Source organism: Streptomyces sp. NPDC098101, assembly GCF_044760185.1.
In the GTDB taxonomy this organism is placed as follows: Bacteria; Actinomycetota; Actinomycetes; order Streptomycetales; family Streptomycetaceae; genus Streptomyces.
In genome coordinates this window covers 239,747-257,753 of record NZ_JBIWAS010000005.1, presented here as the reverse complement: position 1 = coordinate 257,753, position 18,007 = coordinate 239,747, and the positions used below count along the sequence as shown (strand labels likewise).

Sequence of the window (18,007 nt, the reverse complement as noted above, 5' to 3'; positions counted from 1 at the left end):
GGGGGTCCGGGAAGTCTGCTGTCGCACCCCCGCGAGGAAGCCGGCCGGCACGCTCTCGCCGGAGGACCGGACAGCCGGTCGCCGTAGCCGCGCCGAGGCCCGGGAAGTCTGCTGCCGCACCCCGCCGGAACGGCCGGGCAGCTCGTCGCCGCACCCCGCCGGAGGCCCGGGCAGCCAGTCAGCGCGCCCCCCGCCGAAGAACCGGCAAGCCCACCACCACGCCCCCGCCGAAGAACCGGCAAGCCCACCACCGCACCCCCACCGGCCCCCCGGGCGACCGCCCCGCGCCCGTCCGTCACGGTGTCCCGAGTCAGGCCGGTCACACCCCGTCGACCGGCGGTTTCCCGTGGGTATGCTCGCCGCCATGCCGCCGCCCGTCCCGTCACCGACGCCCGCCCCCGGCGCACCCCGTGTGCGGGAGCGCGGTGACGCCTGTCCGGGGGCGCTGCGGTTGCACGCCGCCGACGACGGGAACCTGGCCCGACTGCGGCTGCCCGCAGGGCGTCTGACGGCCCGTCAGGTGGAGGTCCTGGCGGACGCCGCCGAGGCCCTCGGGGACGGGCGGATCAGCGTCACCTCGCGCGGGAACGCCGAGCTGCGCGGTCTGGCCGACGGCTGCGGCGCGGAGCTCGCGCCGCTCCTCGCGGAGGCGGGCCTGCTGCCCTCCCCCACCCACGAGCGCGTCCGCAACATCGTGGCCTCCCCGGCCTCGGGGCTCGACGGACTCGGCGCGGCCGACGTGCAGTTGTGGGCCCGCGAGCTGGACGAACGGCTCTGCGCCGCGCCCTGGGCCGCCGGGCTCTCGGGCCGCTTCCTCTTCGTCCTGGACGACGGCCGCGGCGACGTCACCGGCCTCGGCGGGGATGTGACCTTGGTCGCAGTGGACCCCCGCACCGCACACCTGCACATGGGCGGCCGGGCCGTGCGCGTCGCCGCCGCCGACGCCCCCCGCGCCGCCCTGGCCGCCGCCCGCGCCTTCCTCTCCGCCGCCCGCGCGGCCGGCACCGGCGCCTGGCGCGTACGGGAGCTGCCGGAGGGCCACGGAGCCGACGCGCGAGACGTACGGGACATACGGGACGTACGAGAGGCGCTCGCGGCGGAGGAGGTGCCGGACCCCGCCCCGCCGCAGGGGCCGCCCCCCGCCCCCGGCCCCCTCGGACCCGCCGCCCTGCACGTCCTCGCCCCTCTCGGCCGCCTCACCGCCGCCCAGCTGCGGGCCCTGCTGCCCGCCGACGAGGTGCGGCTCACGCCCTGGCGCGGGGCCGTCGTCGCCGGGACGGACCCCGCCCGGCTGCCCGCCCTGGAGGCGCACGGCCTGATCACCCGGCCCGACTCCCCCTGGGCCGGCGTCAGCGCCTGCACCGGGCGGCCCGGCTGCGCCAAGTCCCTCGCGGACGTCCGGGCGGACGCGGTCCCCGGCCGCCCCGGCCTGCCCGTCCACTACTCCGGCTGCGAGCGCCGCTGCGGCCACCCGCACGGCGACTGGGTCGACGTCCTCGCCGCCCCCGGCGGCGGCTACCTGGTCGACGGCGCCCCCGTCCCCCGCACCGGCCTGGCCCCAGCGGTCACCACGGCCCGTACCGCGCCCCGCACAACGAGATGAGCGAGAACAGGATGTTCGACTACGAGAAGGACGGCACGGAGATCTACCGCCGTTCCTTTGCCACGATCCGCGCCGAGGCGGATCTCACGGGCCTGCCCGCCGACGTCGCCCAGGTGGCGGTCCGGATGATCCACGCCTGCGGCATGACCGACCTCGTGCAGGACATCGCGTACTCGCCGGGCGTCGTCGCGAGCGCCCGCGCCGCGCTCCGGGCCGGCGCGCCGATCCTCTGCGACGCGCGGATGGTCGCCAGCGGCGTCACCCGCAAGCGGCTGCCCGCCGACAACGAGGTGCTCTGCACGCTCTCCGACCCGGCCGTCCCGGCCCTGGCCGCCGAGCTCGGCACCACCCGCTCCGCCGCCGCCCTCGAACTCTGGCGCGACCGCCTCGAAGGCTCCGTCGTCGCCATCGGCAACGCGCCCACCGCCCTCTTCCACCTCCTGGAGATGGTCGCGAAGGGCGCGGGGCGGCCCGCCGCCGTCCTCGGCATACCGGTCGGCTTCATCGGCGCCGCCGAGTCCAAGGACGCCCTCGCCGCCAACACCCTCGGCCTCGACCACCTCGTCGTCCGGGGCCGGCGCGGCGGCAGCGCCATGACGGCCGCCGCGATCAACGCCCTCGCGCACGAAGCGGAGATCCAGCAGTGACCGGGAACCCGGCCGGAAACACCGTCGGCAAGCTGTACGGCGTGGGGCTCGGGCCCGGCGACCCCGACCTCCTCACCCTCGCCGCCGTGAAGGCCATCGCGTCCGCCGACGTGATCGCCTACCACTCGGCCCGCCACGGGCGCTCCATCGCCCGCTCGATCGCGGCCCCGCACCTGCGCGAGGACCACGTCGAGGAGCGGTTGATGTACCCGCTCACGGTGGAGACCACGGACCACCCCGGCGGCTACCGGGGCGCCCTGAACGACTTCTACGAGGAGGCGGCGGCCCGGCTCGCCGCCCACCTGGACGCGGGCCGCACGGTCGCGGTCCTCGCCGAGGGCGACCCGCTCTTCTACGGCTCGTACCAGCACATGCACAAGCGGCTCGCGCACCGCTACGACACGACCGTCATCCCCGGCGTGACCTCGGTGAGCGCCGCCGCCGCCCGGCTCGGGGAGCCGCTGTGCGAGGCGGAGGAGGTGCTGACGATCGTCCCGGGCACGCTGCCGGAGGACGAGCTGACGGCCCGGCTCGCGGGCACGGACTCGGCGGTCGTGATGAAGCTCGGCCGCACCTTCCCCACCGTGCGGCGGGCCCTGGAGCGGGCGGGCCGCCTGGAGGACGCGCGGTACGTGGAGCGGGCGTTCATGGCGGGCGAGCGGACGGAGCGCCTGGCGGACGTGGACCCCGAGTCGGTCCCGTACTTCTCGGTCGCCGTCCTGCCCTCCCGCGTCGACGAGGAGCCGCCGGTGCGGGAGCGCGGCGAGGTCGTCGTGGTCGGCACCGGCCCGGCGGGCGCGCCCTGGCTAACGCCGGAGTCGCGCGGGGCGCTCGTCAACGCGGACGTCCTGGTCGGCTACACCACCTATCTGGACCGGGTGCCGGTCCTGCGCCCCGGGCAGCGGCGGCACGGCTCCGACAACAAGGTGGAGTCGGAGCGCGCCGAGTTCGCCCTGGACCTGGCCCGGCGCGGGCACCGGGTCGCGGTCGTCTCGGGCGGCGACCCGGGCGTCTTCGCCATGGCGACGGCGGTCCTGGAGGTGGCGTCGGAACCGGAGTACGCGGACGTTCCCGTACGGGTCCTCCCGGGGGTGACCGCAGCCAACGCGGCCGCCGCGGCGGCGGGCGCCCCGCTCGGCCACGACTACGCGACGATCTCGCTCTCCGACCGCCTCAAGCCCTGGGACGTGATCGCGGACCGGCTGCGCGCGGCGGCCGGCGCGGACCTGGTCATCGCCCTGTACAACCCGGGCTCCAAGTCCCGCACCCACCAGGTGGCGGCCGCCCGCGACCTCCTCCTGGAGGTCCGCTCCCCCGACACCCCGGTGGTCGTCGCCCGCGACGTGGGCGGCCCCGAGCAGTCGGTCCGGGTCCTGACCCTGAAGACCCTGGACCCCTCCGAGGTCGACATGCGCACCCTCCTCCTGATCGGCTCCTCGCAGACGCGGGCGGTCGAGCGGGCGGACGGCCGGACGATCGCGTGGACGCCGCGCCGGTACGGGTAGGCCGGTACGGGTCCGGTACGGGCAGGTCGGTACGGGTCCGGTACGGGTAGGCCGGTACGGGGCGGGGGCGCGGGGCGCGGCGCGGGAAGAAAGGGGTGCGGTCGGGGGCAACCCTCACCGCACCCCGCCGGTCACACAGGTGTCCGAAAGGCGGCATGCCGCCTCCCGCTCCGTCCGAAGCCTTCTGGGGGACCCGTGGCCCGTACGCGTACCGCTCTGATCGTGGCGACGGCCCTGGCCTCCGGCATCGTCCCGGCGACCGCCACCGCCGCCGTCGCGGCCCCGTCTCCGGTCCCGGCCCCGATCGCCGCCGCCGGTGCCGGTGCCGGTGCCGCCGCCGAAACGGGCACGGCCGTCCAGGAGGGCGGCCCGCTGGTCGTGCCGGTGGGCGAGGACGCGCCGGTGACGACCCGCTTCACCGTCACCCTGCCGGCCTCCGTGACCGGACGGGTGACCGCGGGACTGCTCCTGCCCATGCCCGGCCCCTCGGCCGGCAACGACAACCTGCCCCTCGCCGACTGCTCGGTGAACGGCGGACCTTACGAGCGCTGCGGCTGGCAGTACGAGAGCGCCGAGCAGCCCGACAGCCACAACGACGGCTACACCCTGTCCCTGACGCCCACCCGGGCGGCCCGGACGCTCACCTACGACGTCCGGATCGGCTCCGACAACCACGCGGTGCTCGGCAGGCGCGCCGGCGTCCTGGAGATGAAGGACGAGGGCGGGAACGTGGTGGCGACCGGCCCCGTCGTCCTCCACTTCGTCCGCGGCACCCCGACCGCGTGGCAGCGCACGACCGTGCACGCCCGTGACAAGAAGGGCGTGCTCTGGCAGTACGAGGGCACCGGCCGCGCCGACCGGCCCTTCAAGAAGCCGACGCGGGTCGGCGGCGGCTGGGGCGCGTACACCGCCCTCACCAAGCTGGACAGCACGACCGCGAACGGCTGGGGGAACCTCGTCGCCCGGGACAAGGCGGGCGTCCTCTGGTACTACGAGGGTTCCGGCAACCCGGCGGCCCCGTTCAAGCCGCGCGTGCGCGTGGGCGGCGGCTGGAACGCCTACACCGCGATCTCGGCGGGGAAGCACGGGCTGATCGCCCGCGACCGCGACGGCGTCCTCTGGAACCACCCCGACGCCGGGTACGGCTCGACCAAGCTTTTCAAGCCGCGCGTGCGGGTCGGCGGCGGCTGGAACGCGTACAACCTGATCTCCACGATCGGCGACAGGGTCGTCGCCCGCGACAAGAAGGGCGTGCTCTGGTCGTACGAGCCCCGGAAGCACGCGCCGGGAGTGGAACGCGCCCCGTACAAGCCCCGCGTGCGCGTCGGCGGCGGCTGGAAAGCGTACGACGTCGTCCGGGGCACCGGTGACGTCGACGGCTGGAGCCGCTCCGACGGCATCGCCCGGGACCGGGGCGGCCGGCTCTGGCTCTACAAGGACTCCCCGAACGCCGCCCGCGTCCAGATCGGCTGGGGCTGGAACATCTACAACGCGATCGTCTGACCCCCGCCGCCCCCACTTCCCCCTCCCCCTCATCAAGGTCCGGAAAGGCCCCTTCCCTTCGTGATGACCCGTCCCCGGCTGAGCGCCCTGGCCGTCACGGCCGCGCTCGCCGCATCCGGCGGCCTGCTGACCGCCGCTCCGGCCTCCGCCGCCGTCACCTGCGCCTCCCCCGTGTGGAAGGCGGAGTACTTCGCCAACTCCACCTTCAGCGGCACGCCCAGGATCACCAGCTGCGACAGCGCCGTCGCCGAGAACTACGGCAACGGCGACCCCGCCGGCGGCAGGCTGCCCAAGGACAACTTCTCCGTCCGCTGGACCGTCACCCGGGACTTCGGCTCCGGCGGCCCCTTCACCTTCGCCGCCGCGGCCCAGGACGGCATCCGCGTCCACATCGACGGCGTGCGCAAGATCGACCTGTGGAAGAACGTCTCCACCACCCAGAAGAAGTCGGTCGACCTCACCGTCCCCGCCGGCAGGCACACCATCAGCGTCTACTACGCGGCCTGGACCGGCGCCGCCGGCGTCACGTTCTCGTACGCCCCGCGCACGTCGGCCTCCGTCGACAAGGTCCGCCCCCTCGCGCCGGCCGGCGCCACCGCCGCGTACGACCGCGCCCTGAACAAGGTCGCCCTGAAGTGGGCGGCCGGGCGGGAGATGGACCTCGCCGGCCACCGCGTCTACCGGCGCCCGTCCACCACCACCGCCTGGACCCGGGTCAACGGCCCCGCCGCCCTGGTCACCGGCGTCTCGTACACCGACTCCCCGCCCGCCACGGGCGCGACGTACCTCTACGAGCTCCGCGCCGTCGACAAGGCCGGCAACGAGTCCCCGGGCGGCCCCGACCTCGCCGTGGCCTCCGTCGACAGGACCCCGCCCGCCGCCCCCGATCACGTCATGCTGAGCGGCTGCCCGGACGAACTGCCCTACGCGGCGCCCCAGCTCGTCACCACGGCGGCGAACCTGGCCGACGTGGCCCGGTACGAGATCCAGCGGCAGAACCCGGCGACCGGCGCCTGGACCACGGTCCACTCCGGCGCCAGGAGTTCCGCCTGCGACACCGGGCAGCCCGCCGACGGCGGCAAGGCCACCTACCGGGGCCGGGTCCGCGACGCCGCCGGGAACTGGTCCGCGTACTCGCCCGCCGCCACCCTCACCACCTGGGACCTGACGCCCCCGCCGCCCGTCACCGGCCTCCGCGTCGTCCACCGGGCGGGCATCCCCCACCTGACGTGGTCCCCCGTGGCCGGGGCCGCCTCCTACCGGGTCCTCCAGTACGACCCCGCGACCGGCGCGCACGTGAACGCCCTGCGCACCGGGGACACCACGACGGCGACCGACGTCCTGCCGCTCCAGGCGGCCGCGGTCGCCGACTCCTACCGGTACGCGGTGCGGTCCGTCGACGCGCGGGGCAACGCCGCCGCCCCCGTGGAGACCACGCTGTCGATGGCCGACCGGGCGGAGGCCGTCCCCCCGTACCGGACGACGGCGAGCAGGTCCGGCGAGGGCGTGATGATCGAGTGGAGCGGCGTCGATCCGTGGACCTTCGACGAGGGTCCCCTCCCCACGTACCGGATCGTCCGCACCGACACCGCGACCGGTGAGACCGGCACCGTCGACGGGTGCAAGCCGTTCACCTCGGACGACCGGCCGCTGACCGGCCCCGACGTGCGCCTGACGTGGGCGGACAGCACCGTCCCGCCGTACGCCGGCCGCAAGATGGTCGACGGCCGCTGCTGGGACGTGCGGGGCAAGTCGAAGACGACGTACGAGTACCGGGTCGTGACGGTCGACCGGTACGGCCACGCGTCGCGGCCCGGGCCCGCCGCCACCGCGACCACCCCGGACACCGAGCGCCCGGCCCCCGTCCCGGACCTGGCCGCCGAGCGGATCCCGCTCGGCGTCCGCCTCACCTGGAACCCGCCGGCCGACGACGACGTCCAGGGCTACCTGGTGTGGCAGGGCGTCGTCGACCCCGTCACCGGCGCGACCTCCTGGAAGAGGAACTGCTGGACGACCGACTGGACGAAGACCGAGATCCTCTGCCCGACGGTCCCCGACGGCCGCGAGCACGTCTACCGGGTCGCCGCGGCGGACCGCTACGACACCGACTACCGCATCGAGGAGCACCACCCGGCGGAGATCGCCGTCACCCTGCCGGACACCCGGCCGCCGGGCTGGACCGGCACCGAGGTCCACGACGCCCCCTACCCGTCCCTCTACGTGGGGTGCTCCGACGCGTCCTCCGTCCCCTGCGGGACCGCCACCCGGTACCGCGTGGAGCGCTGGGACCCCGATGCGGGCGCGTACACCACCCTCACCACGGGCGACGTCGGCAGCGGCCCCACGTCCTACGTCGACGCGGAGGTGCACGAGGACCTGCTGAGCCTCCAGTACTACCGGGTGGTCCTCACCGACGCCTCGGGCGCCGAGCGGACCGTCCGCTCGGAGGCCTACGGGATCTGGGCCTCCTGGCTCTTCTGACGCAGCACCCGGGCGGCGGCCTCCTCGGGGGTCGTCGCCACCGGTACGCCCTCCGGGACCGGCGGGCGGCGGACCACCACGACCGGGATCCCGGCCTCGCGGGCGGCGGTCAGCTTCGGGGCGGTCGCCGCGCCGCCGCTGTCCTTGGTGACCAGGACGTCGATCCGGTGGCGGCGCAGCAGTTCCCGCTCCCCTTCGAGGGTGAAGGGGCCCCGGTCGAGGAGGATCTCGGCGCGGCCCGGCACCGGGGCCTCGGGGGCGTCGACCGAGCGGACCAGGAACCACTCCGGGCGGTCGGCGAAGGCGGCGAGGCCCATGCGGCCGGTGGTCAGGAACACGCGGTCCCCGAGGCCGTCGAGGGCGGCGGCGGCCTCCGCCAGGGAGCCGACGTCGCGCCAGTCGTCGCCCCGCTCCGGGACCCAGCCGGGCCGGCGCAGCGCGAGCAGGGGAACATGGGCGGTGGCGGCCGCCCGGGCCGCGTGGAAACTGATCCGCTCGGCGAAGGGGTGCGTGGCGTCGATGACCGCGTCCACCGCGTGCTCCCCGATCCAGGCCGCGAGCCCGTCGGCGCCGCCGAAGCCGCCGATCCGGACCTCGCCCTCGGGCAGCCGGGGCCGGGCGACCCGTCCCGCGAGCGAGCTGGTGACCCGGACGCGGGGGTGGAGCAGTCCCGCCAGGGCGCGGGCCTCGGTGGTCCCGCCGAGAATGAGTACGTGCACAGGAGCCCCTTCGTGAGTTCAGGCGGCGGGCGCGAGGCCCAACTCAAGCACACCGGTCTGCGCCCGGGCTGGACGACCGGCGCCTGTGCGACGGCGGCGACGACGGCCGCGTACACGGCCCTCCTGACCGGCGACTTCCCCGATCCGGTGACGATCACGCTGCCGAAGGGGCAGACTCCGGCGTTCGCGCTCACGGCCGAGGAGCACGCCGGGGACACGGCGACGGCGGCGGTGGTGAAGGACGCGGGCGACGACCCGGACGTCACCCACGGGGCCGTGGTCCGCTCGACGGTACGGCTCCTGCGGCCGGGCTCCGGGGTGGTCTTCCGGGCGGGCGAGGGCGTCGGCACGGTGACCCTGCCCGGGCTCCCCCTCGACGTGGGCGAGCCGGCGATCAACCCGGTGCCCCGGCAGCTGATGCGCGAGCACGTGGCGGAGGTGGCCGCCCGGCACGGCGGCACGGGCGACGTCGAGATCACGATCTCCGTCGACAACGGCGCCGAGATCGCCCGCTCCACCTGGAACCCCCGGATCGGCATCCTCGGCGGCCTGTCGATCCTCGGCACGACCGGGATCGTCGTCCCGTACTCCTGCTCGGCCTGGATCGACTCGATCCGCCGGGGCGTGGACGTGGCCCGCGCGGGCGGCCTCACGCACGTCGCCGGCTGCACCGGCTCGACCTCGGAGCGGACGGTGGCGGGCCTGTACGACCTGCCGGAGATCGCCCTCCTCGACATGGGCGACTTCGCGGGCGCGGTCCTCAAGTACGTCCGGCGCCACCCGGTGGACCGCCTGACGGTCTGCGGCGGCTTCGCGAAGCTCTCCAAGCTGGCGGCGGGCCACCTGGACCTGCACTCGGCCCGCTCCCAGGTCGACAAGGCCTTCCTGGCGGACCTGGCCCGCACGGGCGGCGCGTCCGCGTCCCTGGCGGCGGAGATCGCCGCCGCGAACACCGGCCTGGCCGCCCTCCGCCTCTGCGAGGCCGCCGCCGTCCCCCTCGGCGACCTGGTCGCCACCCGCGCCCGCGACGAATCCCTCACGGTCCTGCGCGGCGCCCCGGTCGCGGTGGACGTGATCTGCATCGACCGCGCGGGAACGGTGGTGGGACGGTCTTCGGTGCGGGGGCCGGGGGCGTGAACCCGGCACGACGTGCGGACCGGGAGGCCCGCCCCTAGGCTGGGCGGCGAACACCCGACGAGCGACCGAGAGGGAGTCTCATGTCGAAGCGTGGCAACAAGCGGCGGGCCCGGAAGAAGAAGGGCGCGAACCACGGCAAGCGGCCGAACACCTGAGCCGAGTGGTCGTGACGGAGGGGCCCCGGGGAGATCCCCGGGGCCCCTCCGCGTGCGCGGGCGTCAGCAGGCGTGGCGGTCGCGGGCCGGGTCGTAGAGGTGGCTGTCGCGGAACTCCGAGGCCGCGAGGGTGCGGCCGACGATGATGACGGCGGTCTTCGTGATCCCGGCCGCCTTCGTCTGCTCCGCGATGTCGTCCAGGGTGCCGCGCAGGACGACCTCGTCGGGGCGGCTGGCCATCGCGACGACGGCGGCCGGGCAGTCCGCGCCGTAGTGGGGGACGAGCTCGGCGACGATCCGGTCGACGTAGCGGGCGGCGAGGTGGAGGACGAGCAGGGCGCCGCTGCGGCCCAGGGTCGCCAGGTCCTCGCCCTCCGGCATCGGCGTGGCCTGCTGCGCGATCCGGGTGAGGATGACGGTCTGGCCGACCGTCGGGACGGTCAGCTCCCGCTTCAGCGCGGCCGCCGCCGCCGCGAAGGCCGGGACCCCGGGCACGACCTCGTACGGGATGCCGAGCGCGTCCAGGCGGCGCATCTGCTCCGCGACCGCGCTGAACACCGACGGGTCCCCGGAGTGCAGCCGGGCCACGTCCTGCCCCGCCTCGTGGGCGGCGGCGATCTCCGCGACGATCCGGTCCAGGTCGAGGAGGGCCGTGTCGACGAGCCGCGCGTCCGGCGGGCACTCGGCGAGCAGCTCGACGGGGACGAGGGAGCCCGCGTAGAGGCAGACCCCGCACCTCGCCAGGGTCCGCGCGCCGCGCACGGTGATCAGGTCGGCCGCGCCGGGGCCCGCGCCGATGAAGTAGACGGTCATCCCTCTTCAGAACCTTTCGTGACGGGCCGCCGGGTGACGGACCGCTCGGTGACGGACCCCTCCGTGGCGGCCCGCTCCGTGGCGGCCCGCTTCGTGACGGACCACTGCGTGACCGGCATCGCCTGCCGCCAGCCGGTGAAGCCGCCCACGGGGACGGCGGTGGCGACCGCGAGCCGGACGAGTTCCCCGCCGTGGCGGCGGTGGGCGTCGGCGAGCAGGGCCTCGGATTCGAGCGTGACGGTGTTGGCGACGAGCCGGCCGCCGGGGGGCAGCGCGTCCCAGCAGGCCGCGAGCAGGCCGGGGGCGGTCAGACCGCCGCCGACGAAGATCGCGTCCGGAGCCGGGAGGCCGGCGAGGGCCCCGGGGGCGGGACCGGTGACGACCTTCAGGGCCGGGACGCCCAGCGCGTCGGCGTTGCGGGCGATCCGGGCGGCCCGCTCGGGGTCCCTCTCGATCGCGACGGCCCGGCAGGAGCGGTGGGTCCGCATCCATTCGACGCCGATGGAGCCGGAGCCGCCGCCGACGTCCCAGAGGAGTTCGCCGGGGGCGGGGGCGAGCGCGGCGAGGGTGGCGGCGCGCACGTACCGCTTGGTGAGCTGCCCGTCGTGCTCGTACGCCTCGTCCGGCAGTCCCGGCGCGGCGCCGAGCCGCAGCGCGTCCGGGTCGCGCACGCAGTCGAGCGCGAGGACGTGCAGCGCGTCGGTCCGCTCGTGCGGCCAGGCGGCGGCGGTCGCGTCGAGGACCCGCTCGCGGGGGCCGCCGAGCTGTTCCAGGACCCGGATCCGGGTGCCGCCCCAGCCGGTGCCGCTCAACAGGGACGCCACCCGGGCGGGGGTCTCCGGGCCCTCGCCCAGGACGAGGATCCGGCGCCCCGGGTGCAGGACGGCGGCGAGGGCGGCGAGCGGCCGGGCCACCAGGGACACCGTCTCGGTCTCCTCCAGGGGCCAGCCGAGCCGGGCGCAGGCGTACGAGACGGAGGACGGGTGCGGGTGGATCCGGAGCCGGTCGGCGCCGACGGCCTCCGCGAGGGTCCGGCCGATGCCGTAGAAGGAGGGGTCCCCGCTGGCCAGGACGGCGATCGCGCGGCCCGCGTGGGCGGCGAGCAGGCCGGGGACGGCCGGACGGAGGGGGGAGGGCCAGGCGATCCGCTCGCCGGGGCAGTCGCCGGGCAGCAGGCCGAGCTGGCGGGGGGCGCCGATCAGGACCCCGGCGGCGCGCAGGACGCGGCGGGAGGCCTCGGGGAGCCCGTCCCAGCCGTCCGCGCCGATCCCGACGACGGATATCGCGCCCGCACCCGCTGTCGCGCCACCCGTCGCACCGTTCACACCCGCACCGTCCACGCCGCCGAACTCTACGGGAGCCCCGGCCTCCCCTTCCGCGTGGCCGTGCTCACTTCTGGGCGTGCTGCCCCACGTAGAAGAGGATCCAGACGAAGCCGGCGAAGGCGTGCGTGGCGAAGACGTACACGAAGACGCGGAGCATCACGCCGCGCTCTTTCCAGCGTTCGGTGTCGGTCCCGGAATCGGTCATGCCCTCCAGCGTACGGGGCCCGGCGGGAGGAGGCGGAGCCAGGAATAGGGAGGGGGGTCGCACCGTTGGACGTGATGGTTTAAGATTCAACCACTAGCCGGGAAAGGCACCCGGGAACGCGAGAGGTGAGCACGATGCAGTTCGGGATCTTCACCGTCGGCGACGTGACGACCGACCCCACCACCGGCCGCACCCCCACCGAGCACGAGCGGATCAAGAACACCGTCGCCATCGCGCTCAAGGCCGAAGAGGTCGGACTCGACGTCTTCGCGACCGGGGAGCACCACAACCCGCCGTTCGTCCCGTCGTCCCCCACCACCCTCCTCGGGCACATCGCCGCCCGCACGGAGAACCTGGTCCTGTCCACGTCCACGACCCTGATCACCACCAACGACCCGGTGAAGATCGCCGAGGACTACGCGACCCTCCAGCACCTCGCCGACGGCCGCGTGGACCTGATGATGGGCCGCGGCAACACCGGCCCGGTCTACCCGTGGTTCGGCCAGGACATCCGCCAGGGCATCCCGCTCGCCATCGAGAACTACGCGCTGCTCCACAAGCTGTGGAGGGAGGACGTGGTCGACTGGGAGGGCAGGTTCCGCACCGCGCTCCAGGGCTTCACCTCCACCCCGCGCCCGCTCGACGGCGTCCCGCCGTTCGTCTGGCACGGCTCCATCCGCTCCCCGGAGATCGCCGAACAGGCCGCCTACTACGGCGACGGCTTCTTCGCGAACCACATCTTCTGGCCCAAGCAGCACACCGAGAAGATGGTCCGGCTCTACCGGCAGCGGTACGCGCACTACGGCCACGGCACCCCCGAGCAGGCGATCGTCGGCCTCGGCGGCCAGGTCTTCATGAGGAAGAACTCGCAGGACGCGGTACGGGAGTTCCGCCCGTACTTCGACAACGCGCCGGTCTACGGCCACGGCCCCTCCCTGGAGGAGTTCGGCCGCGAGACCCCGCTGACCGTCGGCTCCCCGCAGGAGGTCATCGAGCGGACCCTGTCCTTCCGCGACTACGTGGGCGACTACCAGCGCCAGCTGTTCCTGGTCGACCACGCCGGACTGCCCCTGAAGACCGTCCTGGAGCAGCTCGACCTCCTCGGCGAGGAGGTCGTCCCGGTGCTGCGCAAGGAGTTCGCGAACCTGCGCCCGGCCGACGTCCCCGCCACCGCCCCGCTCCACCCCGCCGTCGTGAAGTCCCAGGAGGTCTGACCCCATGCGCACGCTCAAGCTGGTCGCCGTGTCGGCCGGACTCAGCAGCCCCTCCTCCACCCGGCTCCTCGCCGACCGGCTCCTCCAAGCCGCCCGCTACCGGCTGGCCGAGCAGGAGCACGCGGTCGACGTCGAGGTGGTCGAACTCCGCGACCTGGCCGTCGACATCGCCCACAACCTCGTCACCGGCTTCCCCTCCGGGAAGCTCCAGGGGGCGATCGACACGGTGACCGGCGCGGACGGCGTCATCGCGGTGACCCCGGTCTTCTCCGCCTCGTACAGCGGCCTGTTCAAGTCGTTCTTCGACCTGGTCGACCCGACGGCGCTGACCGGCGTCCCGGTCCTGATCGGGGCGACCGGCGGCACCGCCCGCCACTCGCTCGTCCTCGACCACGCCCTGCGGCCGCTCTTCGCCCACCTGCGGGCCCCGACCGTCCCGACCGCCGTCTACGCGGCCTCGGAGGACTGGGGTTCGGGCGGCGACGCGTACACGGAAGGCCTGCCCGCCCGGATCAACCGGGCCGGGTACGAGTTCGCGGACGCGGTCGCGGCCCGCCCGGCCCGGGAGGCGGATGGGGACGAGGTCGTCCCGTTCGAGCGGCAGCTGGCCGACCTGCGCCTCGACTGACCGACCGGTCCAACCGATTTGTTACGTTGGAGGCGGATCGCACAGATGTGCCGTACGACGGACGGAGGTCGGCGATGGCCGGCAGGATCGTGGTGGGCGTGGACGGGTCGGAGCCTTCCCTGAAGGCCCTGAAGTGGGCGGCCGGGCAGGCCGCCCTGACCGGGGACTCCCTGGAGGCGGTCATCGGCTGGGAGTACCCGGCCTCGTGGGCGACGCTGATGCCGGGCGTACCGGCGGAGTTCGACCCCGAGCGGCTCGCCGCGCAGATCCTCGACCAGGCCCTGGCCGACGCGCTCACCCCGGAGGAGGCCGCCGACGCCACCCGCACGGTGGTCGGCGGCAACGCCTCGCAGGCCCTGGTCGACGCGGCGAAGGGGGCGAGCCTCCTCGTCGTCGGCGACCGCGGCCACAGCGGCTTCCGGGCGGCCGTCCTCGGCTCGGTCTCCACCCAGGTCGCCCAGCACGCGCCCTGCCCGGTCGTGGTCGTCCGCGGCGAGTGACGGCCGGGCGGCGGCGTGCGGCCTCCCGGCGCATGATGCCGGTGGGGCCGCGCGGCGCGGCCCGCCCGTGAGGAACGCGAGGAGCGCGAGGAACCCGCCATGGACATCAAACTGGAGCTGATCGGCGTCCCCGTCACCGACGTCGACCGGGCCAAGGCCTTCTACGAGAAGGCCGGCTTCCACGCCGACCACGACGTCACCGTGAGCGAGGACGTCCGCTTCGTCCAGCTCACCCCGCCCGGCTCGGCCTGCTCGATCGCCCTCGGCAAGGGCATCACCGGAATGGAGCCCGGCTCCCTCGACAACCTCCAGGTCGTCGTCGCCGACATCCAGGAGGCCCACGACGACCTCGCCGGGCGCGGCATCGAGGTCAGCGACATCGACGACCGCCCCTGGGGCTCCTTCGTGTACTTCGCCGACCCCGACGGCAACCGCTGGTCGGTCCAGCAGACCGTCCCCCGCACGGCCTCCTAGTCCCAACCGGCCTCTCCCGGGGGCAGGACGTCCGCCACGACGCACGACGCGTTGTCGGGGCCGCCCCGCCCGTCGGCGAGGGCGAGCAGGGTCCGGGCGGTCCCGTCCGGGCCGGTCCCGGCCGCCAGGGCGGCGTGCAGCTCCGCCTCCGGGACGACCGCCGACAGGCCGTCCGTGCACAGCAGCCAGCGGTCCCCGGGCCGCCCCTCGTGCAGGCTCAGATCGGGCGCGGGCCCGTCCCCCGCCCCGTCGAGGGCCCGAAGGAGCAGGGCCCGGTCCGGGTGGGCCGCCGCCTCCGCCGGAGCGAGTTCGCCCGCGTCCACCCGCGCCTGGACGGCCGTGTGGTCGCGGGTGAGGCGTACGAGGGCCCCGTCCCGCAGCAGGTAGGCGCGCCCGTCCCCCACGTGCGCGAGCGCGAGCCGGGACCCCGTCCACACCCCGGCCGTCAGGGTCGTCCCCGAGCCGGGCGCCGCCGCGCCGACCTGCGCGTCCGCGCGGCGGACGGCATCCTCCAGGGCGTTGAGCAGGTCCCCGGCCCGGCCGCCGGGCGCCGGAAGCCCCTCGACGGCCGCGAGGGCGGCCGCCGCGGCCAGGTCCCCCGCCGGGCCGTAGCCGTCCGCGACGGCGAGCAGGCGCGGGCCTGCGTGCGCCCGGTCCTGCTGGGTCTCCCGCACCCGTCCGCGCTCCGAGAGCGCGGCGGCGAGCAGGGCGTGGGGCCGTACGGTCGTCGTCATGCCGGTGGTTCCTCCCAGTCGGTCCAGCAGGGAGGCGGCCAGGTCGCGCCGTTCCGCCGTCTCGGTCTCGACCCGGGCCCAGTGGGCGCGGACCGCGCGGGCGGCCGCCCCCGGGTCCGTGCCGTGCAGCGCGCACACGTCCCGGACCCCGGCGAGCGGCATCCCGATCCGCCGCAGCCAGGCCACCAGGCGCGCCCGCTCCACCTGCGCCCCGGCGTAGTACCGGTAGCCGGTGTACGCGTCGACGCGGGCGGGCGGGAGCAGGCCGAGTTCGCCGTAGCGGCGCAGCGCCTTGGCGGAGAGCCGGGACGCGCGGGCGAACTCCCCGATCGTCATGAGCGGTTCCCGTACTCCGGCCGCTCCGGCCGTCCCGTACCGTTCGTCCGCCCCGTGCGTCCCGTGCCGTTCCACCGGCGTGCCACCTCCCCGTGCCGGCCGCCCCCGTGGCGCCCGGCCCCACCGATGCTCGGCCTTCCCCGCGGGGGAAGGTCAACCGTCCCCCGCTACTTGCGGTTGTACAGCCGCATCGTGACCCAGCCGAAGACCAGGACGAACAGCGCCGACCAGCCCAGGGACCAGGCGATGTCGACGCCCGGCCAGCCGCCCGCCATCAGCTCGCGGACCGCGCTCGCCACGTGGGTGACCGGGTTGTTGTTCACGAAGGCCTGGAGCCAGCCCGGCATGGTCTTCGGGTCGACGAAGACGTTCGACAGGAAGGTCAGCGGGAAGATCACCATCATCGAGACGCCCATCACGGACTTCTCGCTGCGCAGCAGCAGGCCGAACATGGTCCAGATCCACGAGAAGGAGAACGAGAACACCATGAGCAGCGCGATCCCGAGGAGCACCCCCGGGAACCCGCCCGCCGGGCGGTAGCCGATGACCACGCCGACCGTCAGCATCACGGCCGAGGCGATCAGATAGCGCACGACGTCGCCGAGGAGGTAGCCGACCATCGGCGCCGGGCGCCAGATCGGCAGCGTGCGGAAGCGGTCGAAGACGCCCTTCTCGATGTCGGTGTTGACCGAGATCCCGGTGTACATCGTGATCATCACGACGCTCATCACCAGGATGCCCGGCAGCAGGAACTGGACGTACGAGGAGACCGAACCGGCCAGCGCGCCCCCGAAGAGGTACGTGTACATCAGCACCATCATGATCGGGAACGCCGTCACGTCGAACAGCTGCTCCGGCACGTGCTTGATCTTCAGCATGGCCCGCCAGCCGAACGTCATCGAGGCGGAGAGCGCGCCGGGGCGGGGCGGCCGCGACCGTCCCACGAGCAGTTCCGCGAGCTCCTCGGCCCTGGGGGCGGTGAACTCGGCGGTGTCGGCGCCCTTCGTGTCCTTGCCGGTGGTGACGGTGGTCATGCCGCCGTTCCCTTCCTGTCCGTCAGCGCCAGGAACACCTCGTCGAGGCTGGGCTGTCCCAGCGCGAAGCTGTCGACCGTGATCCCGGCCCGCGCCAGCTCCGCGAGCGCCCGCGCCGCCTGCTCGGCGGCCCCGAGGTCCGTCCCGTGGCCGTCGACGGTGGCGGTGAGCGCGACCGGGTCCGGGTCGAGCTGCACGGTGGCCCGCAGCACGCCGCGCAGCACCCGCTCGGCCTCCTCCCGCCGCCCGGGGTCCCGGAGGCGCACGTGCACCGAGCCCGAGCCGACCGAGGCCTTCAGCTCGCCCTTCGTGCCCTCCGCGATCACCTTGCCGTGGTCGATGACGGCGACCCGGGAGGCCAGCTGGTCCGCCTCGTCCAGGTACTGGGTGGTCAGCAGGACGGTGGTGCCCTGGGAGACCACCGCGCGGACGATGTCCCAGACCTGGTTGCGGCTGCGCGGGTCGAGGCCGGTCGTCGGTTCGTCGAGGAAGAGCAGGTCGGGGGTGTTGAGGATGGACGCGGCGATGTCGATGCGGCGCCTCATGCCGCCCGAGTAGTGCTTGATCTGCTTGTCGGCGGCCTCCTCCAGGCCGAACGCGGCGAGCAGCTGCGCGGAGCGCTCGCGGGCGGCGGGCCGGGTGTGGCCGAGCAGCCGGGCCAGGAGGACCAGGTTCTCCGTGCCGGTCAGGTCCTCGTCCACGGAGGCGTACTGGCCGGTGAGGCTCACCCGCCCGCGGACCGCGTCGGCGTCCTCGACGACGTCCTTGCCGAAGACGCCGGCCCGGCCGCCGTCCGGGCGGAGCAGGGTGGCGAGCACCTTGACGACGGTCGTCTTGCCGGCGCCGTTGGGGCCGAGGACCCCGTAGACCGTTCCGGCGGGGACGCGCAGGTCGACGCCGTCCACGGCACGGTTGGTGCCGAAGACCTTGACCAGGCCCTCGGTCTCGATGGCGAGGTCGGTCATGCGGTTCCTCCGTCGTCCCCGGCATCCGG

Annotated in this window: 18 protein-coding genes; 11 read left to right on the top strand and 7 right to left on the bottom strand. The window is 74.9% G+C overall.

Annotated features, from left to right (window positions below; translation table 11 throughout):
* The first annotated feature begins 364 nt into the window (after positions 1-364).
* The 5 genes from ACIQVI_RS24030 (at position 365) to ACIQVI_RS24010 (ending at position 7,739) form a co-directional block, all read left to right on the top strand.
* On the top strand, positions 365-1,603 hold the full coding sequence (locus tag ACIQVI_RS24030) for a cobalamin biosynthesis protein CobG (RefSeq protein ID WP_403599221.1): 1,239 nt from the start codon (positions 365-367) through the stop codon (positions 1,601-1,603).
* A complete protein-coding gene (locus tag ACIQVI_RS24025) occupies positions 1,600-2,250 on the top strand; it encodes a precorrin-8X methylmutase (protein ID WP_351971109.1) in 651 nt (216 codons plus the stop codon). The genes ACIQVI_RS24030 and ACIQVI_RS24025 overlap by 4 nt, the downstream gene beginning before the upstream one ends.
* Positions 2,247-3,755 (top strand): precorrin-2 C(20)-methyltransferase, encoded by a 1,509-nt coding sequence (locus ACIQVI_RS24020; protein ID WP_351971108.1) that lies wholly within the window; start codon positions 2,247-2,249, stop codon positions 3,753-3,755. Before ACIQVI_RS24025 ends, ACIQVI_RS24020 begins: the two co-directional genes overlap by 4 nt.
* A gap of 195 nt (positions 3,756-3,950) precedes the next feature.
* Positions 3,951-5,258, top strand: a complete 1,308-nt coding sequence (locus ACIQVI_RS24015; protein ID WP_403599216.1) for a hypothetical protein — start codon at positions 3,951-3,953, stop codon at positions 5,256-5,258.
* 63 nt (positions 5,259-5,321) lie between these two features.
* Positions 5,322-7,739, top strand: coding sequence for a PA14 domain-containing protein (locus tag ACIQVI_RS24010; RefSeq protein WP_403599213.1), 2,418 nt, complete (start codon positions 5,322-5,324; stop codon positions 7,737-7,739).
* On the opposite strand, the gene ACIQVI_RS24005 is transcribed toward ACIQVI_RS24010, so the two are convergent.
* Entirely contained in the window at positions 7,709-8,458 is a 750-nt protein-coding gene (locus ACIQVI_RS24005; RefSeq protein WP_403599210.1) for a cobalt-precorrin-6A reductase, read from the bottom strand. The genes ACIQVI_RS24010 and ACIQVI_RS24005 overlap by 31 nt on opposite strands.
* A gap of 12 nt (positions 8,459-8,470) precedes the next feature.
* On the opposite strand from ACIQVI_RS24005, the gene ACIQVI_RS24000 reads away from it, so the two are divergent.
* A complete protein-coding gene (locus ACIQVI_RS24000) occupies positions 8,471-9,595 on the top strand; it encodes a cobalt-precorrin-5B (C(1))-methyltransferase (protein ID WP_403599207.1) in 1,125 nt (374 codons plus the stop codon).
* Between the two features lie 80 nt (positions 9,596-9,675).
* On the top strand, positions 9,676-9,750 hold the full coding sequence (locus tag ACIQVI_RS23995; RefSeq protein WP_372460710.1) for a 50S ribosomal protein bL37: 75 nt from the start codon (positions 9,676-9,678) through the stop codon (positions 9,748-9,750).
* Between the two features lie 63 nt (positions 9,751-9,813).
* On the opposite strand, the gene cobM is transcribed toward ACIQVI_RS23995, so the two are convergent.
* From cobM to ACIQVI_RS23980, 3 genes are all read right to left on the bottom strand, one after another.
* The gene (cobM, locus tag ACIQVI_RS23990) at positions 9,814-10,563 is read right to left on the bottom strand and encodes a precorrin-4 C(11)-methyltransferase (protein ID WP_403599205.1); all 750 of its coding nucleotides are present in this window, start codon (positions 10,561-10,563) and stop codon (positions 9,814-9,816) included.
* A complete protein-coding gene (cbiE, locus tag ACIQVI_RS23985; protein ID WP_403599202.1) occupies positions 10,560-11,888 on the bottom strand; it encodes a precorrin-6y C5,15-methyltransferase (decarboxylating) subunit CbiE in 1,329 nt (442 codons plus the stop codon). The genes cobM and cbiE overlap by 4 nt, the downstream gene beginning before the upstream one ends.
* A gap of 64 nt (positions 11,889-11,952) precedes the next feature.
* The gene (locus ACIQVI_RS23980; protein ID WP_351974100.1) at positions 11,953-12,093 is read right to left on the bottom strand and encodes a DUF6126 family protein; all 141 of its coding nucleotides are present in this window, start codon (positions 12,091-12,093) and stop codon (positions 11,953-11,955) included.
* A gap of 134 nt (positions 12,094-12,227) precedes the next feature.
* Here ACIQVI_RS23980 and ACIQVI_RS23975 point away from each other — a divergent pair, with 134 nt between their 5' ends.
* From ACIQVI_RS23975 to ACIQVI_RS23960, 4 genes are all read left to right on the top strand, one after another.
* Positions 12,228-13,307 (top strand): LLM class flavin-dependent oxidoreductase, encoded by a 1,080-nt coding sequence (locus ACIQVI_RS23975; protein ID WP_403599796.1) that lies wholly within the window; start codon positions 12,228-12,230, stop codon positions 13,305-13,307.
* A gap of 4 nt (positions 13,308-13,311) precedes the next feature.
* Positions 13,312-13,935, top strand: coding sequence for an FMN reductase (locus tag ACIQVI_RS23970; RefSeq protein ID WP_351974101.1), 624 nt, complete (start codon positions 13,312-13,314; stop codon positions 13,933-13,935).
* Positions 13,936-14,009: 74 nt separating this feature from the next.
* A complete protein-coding gene (locus ACIQVI_RS23965; protein ID WP_383416962.1) occupies positions 14,010-14,435 on the top strand; it encodes a universal stress protein in 426 nt (141 codons plus the stop codon).
* 99 nt (positions 14,436-14,534) lie between these two features.
* Positions 14,535-14,909, top strand: a complete 375-nt coding sequence (locus ACIQVI_RS23960) for a VOC family protein (RefSeq protein ID WP_403599197.1) — start codon at positions 14,535-14,537, stop codon at positions 14,907-14,909.
* Here ACIQVI_RS23960 and ACIQVI_RS23955 read toward each other — a convergent pair.
* The 3 genes from ACIQVI_RS23955 to ACIQVI_RS23945 form a co-directional block, all read right to left on the bottom strand.
* Positions 14,906-15,979, bottom strand: a complete 1,074-nt coding sequence (locus ACIQVI_RS23955; RefSeq protein ID WP_403599195.1) for a MerR family transcriptional regulator — start codon at positions 15,977-15,979, stop codon at positions 14,906-14,908. The genes ACIQVI_RS23960 and ACIQVI_RS23955 overlap by 4 nt on opposite strands.
* A 167-nt stretch (positions 15,980-16,146) precedes the next feature.
* A complete protein-coding gene (locus ACIQVI_RS23950; protein WP_351973313.1) occupies positions 16,147-17,013 on the bottom strand; it encodes an ABC transporter permease in 867 nt (288 codons plus the stop codon).
* A complete protein-coding gene (locus tag ACIQVI_RS23945) occupies positions 17,010-17,978 on the bottom strand; it encodes an ATP-binding cassette domain-containing protein (RefSeq protein WP_403599191.1) in 969 nt (322 codons plus the stop codon). Before ACIQVI_RS23945 ends, ACIQVI_RS23950 begins: the two co-directional genes overlap by 4 nt.
* Between the last annotated feature and the right edge of the window lie 29 nt (positions 17,979-18,007).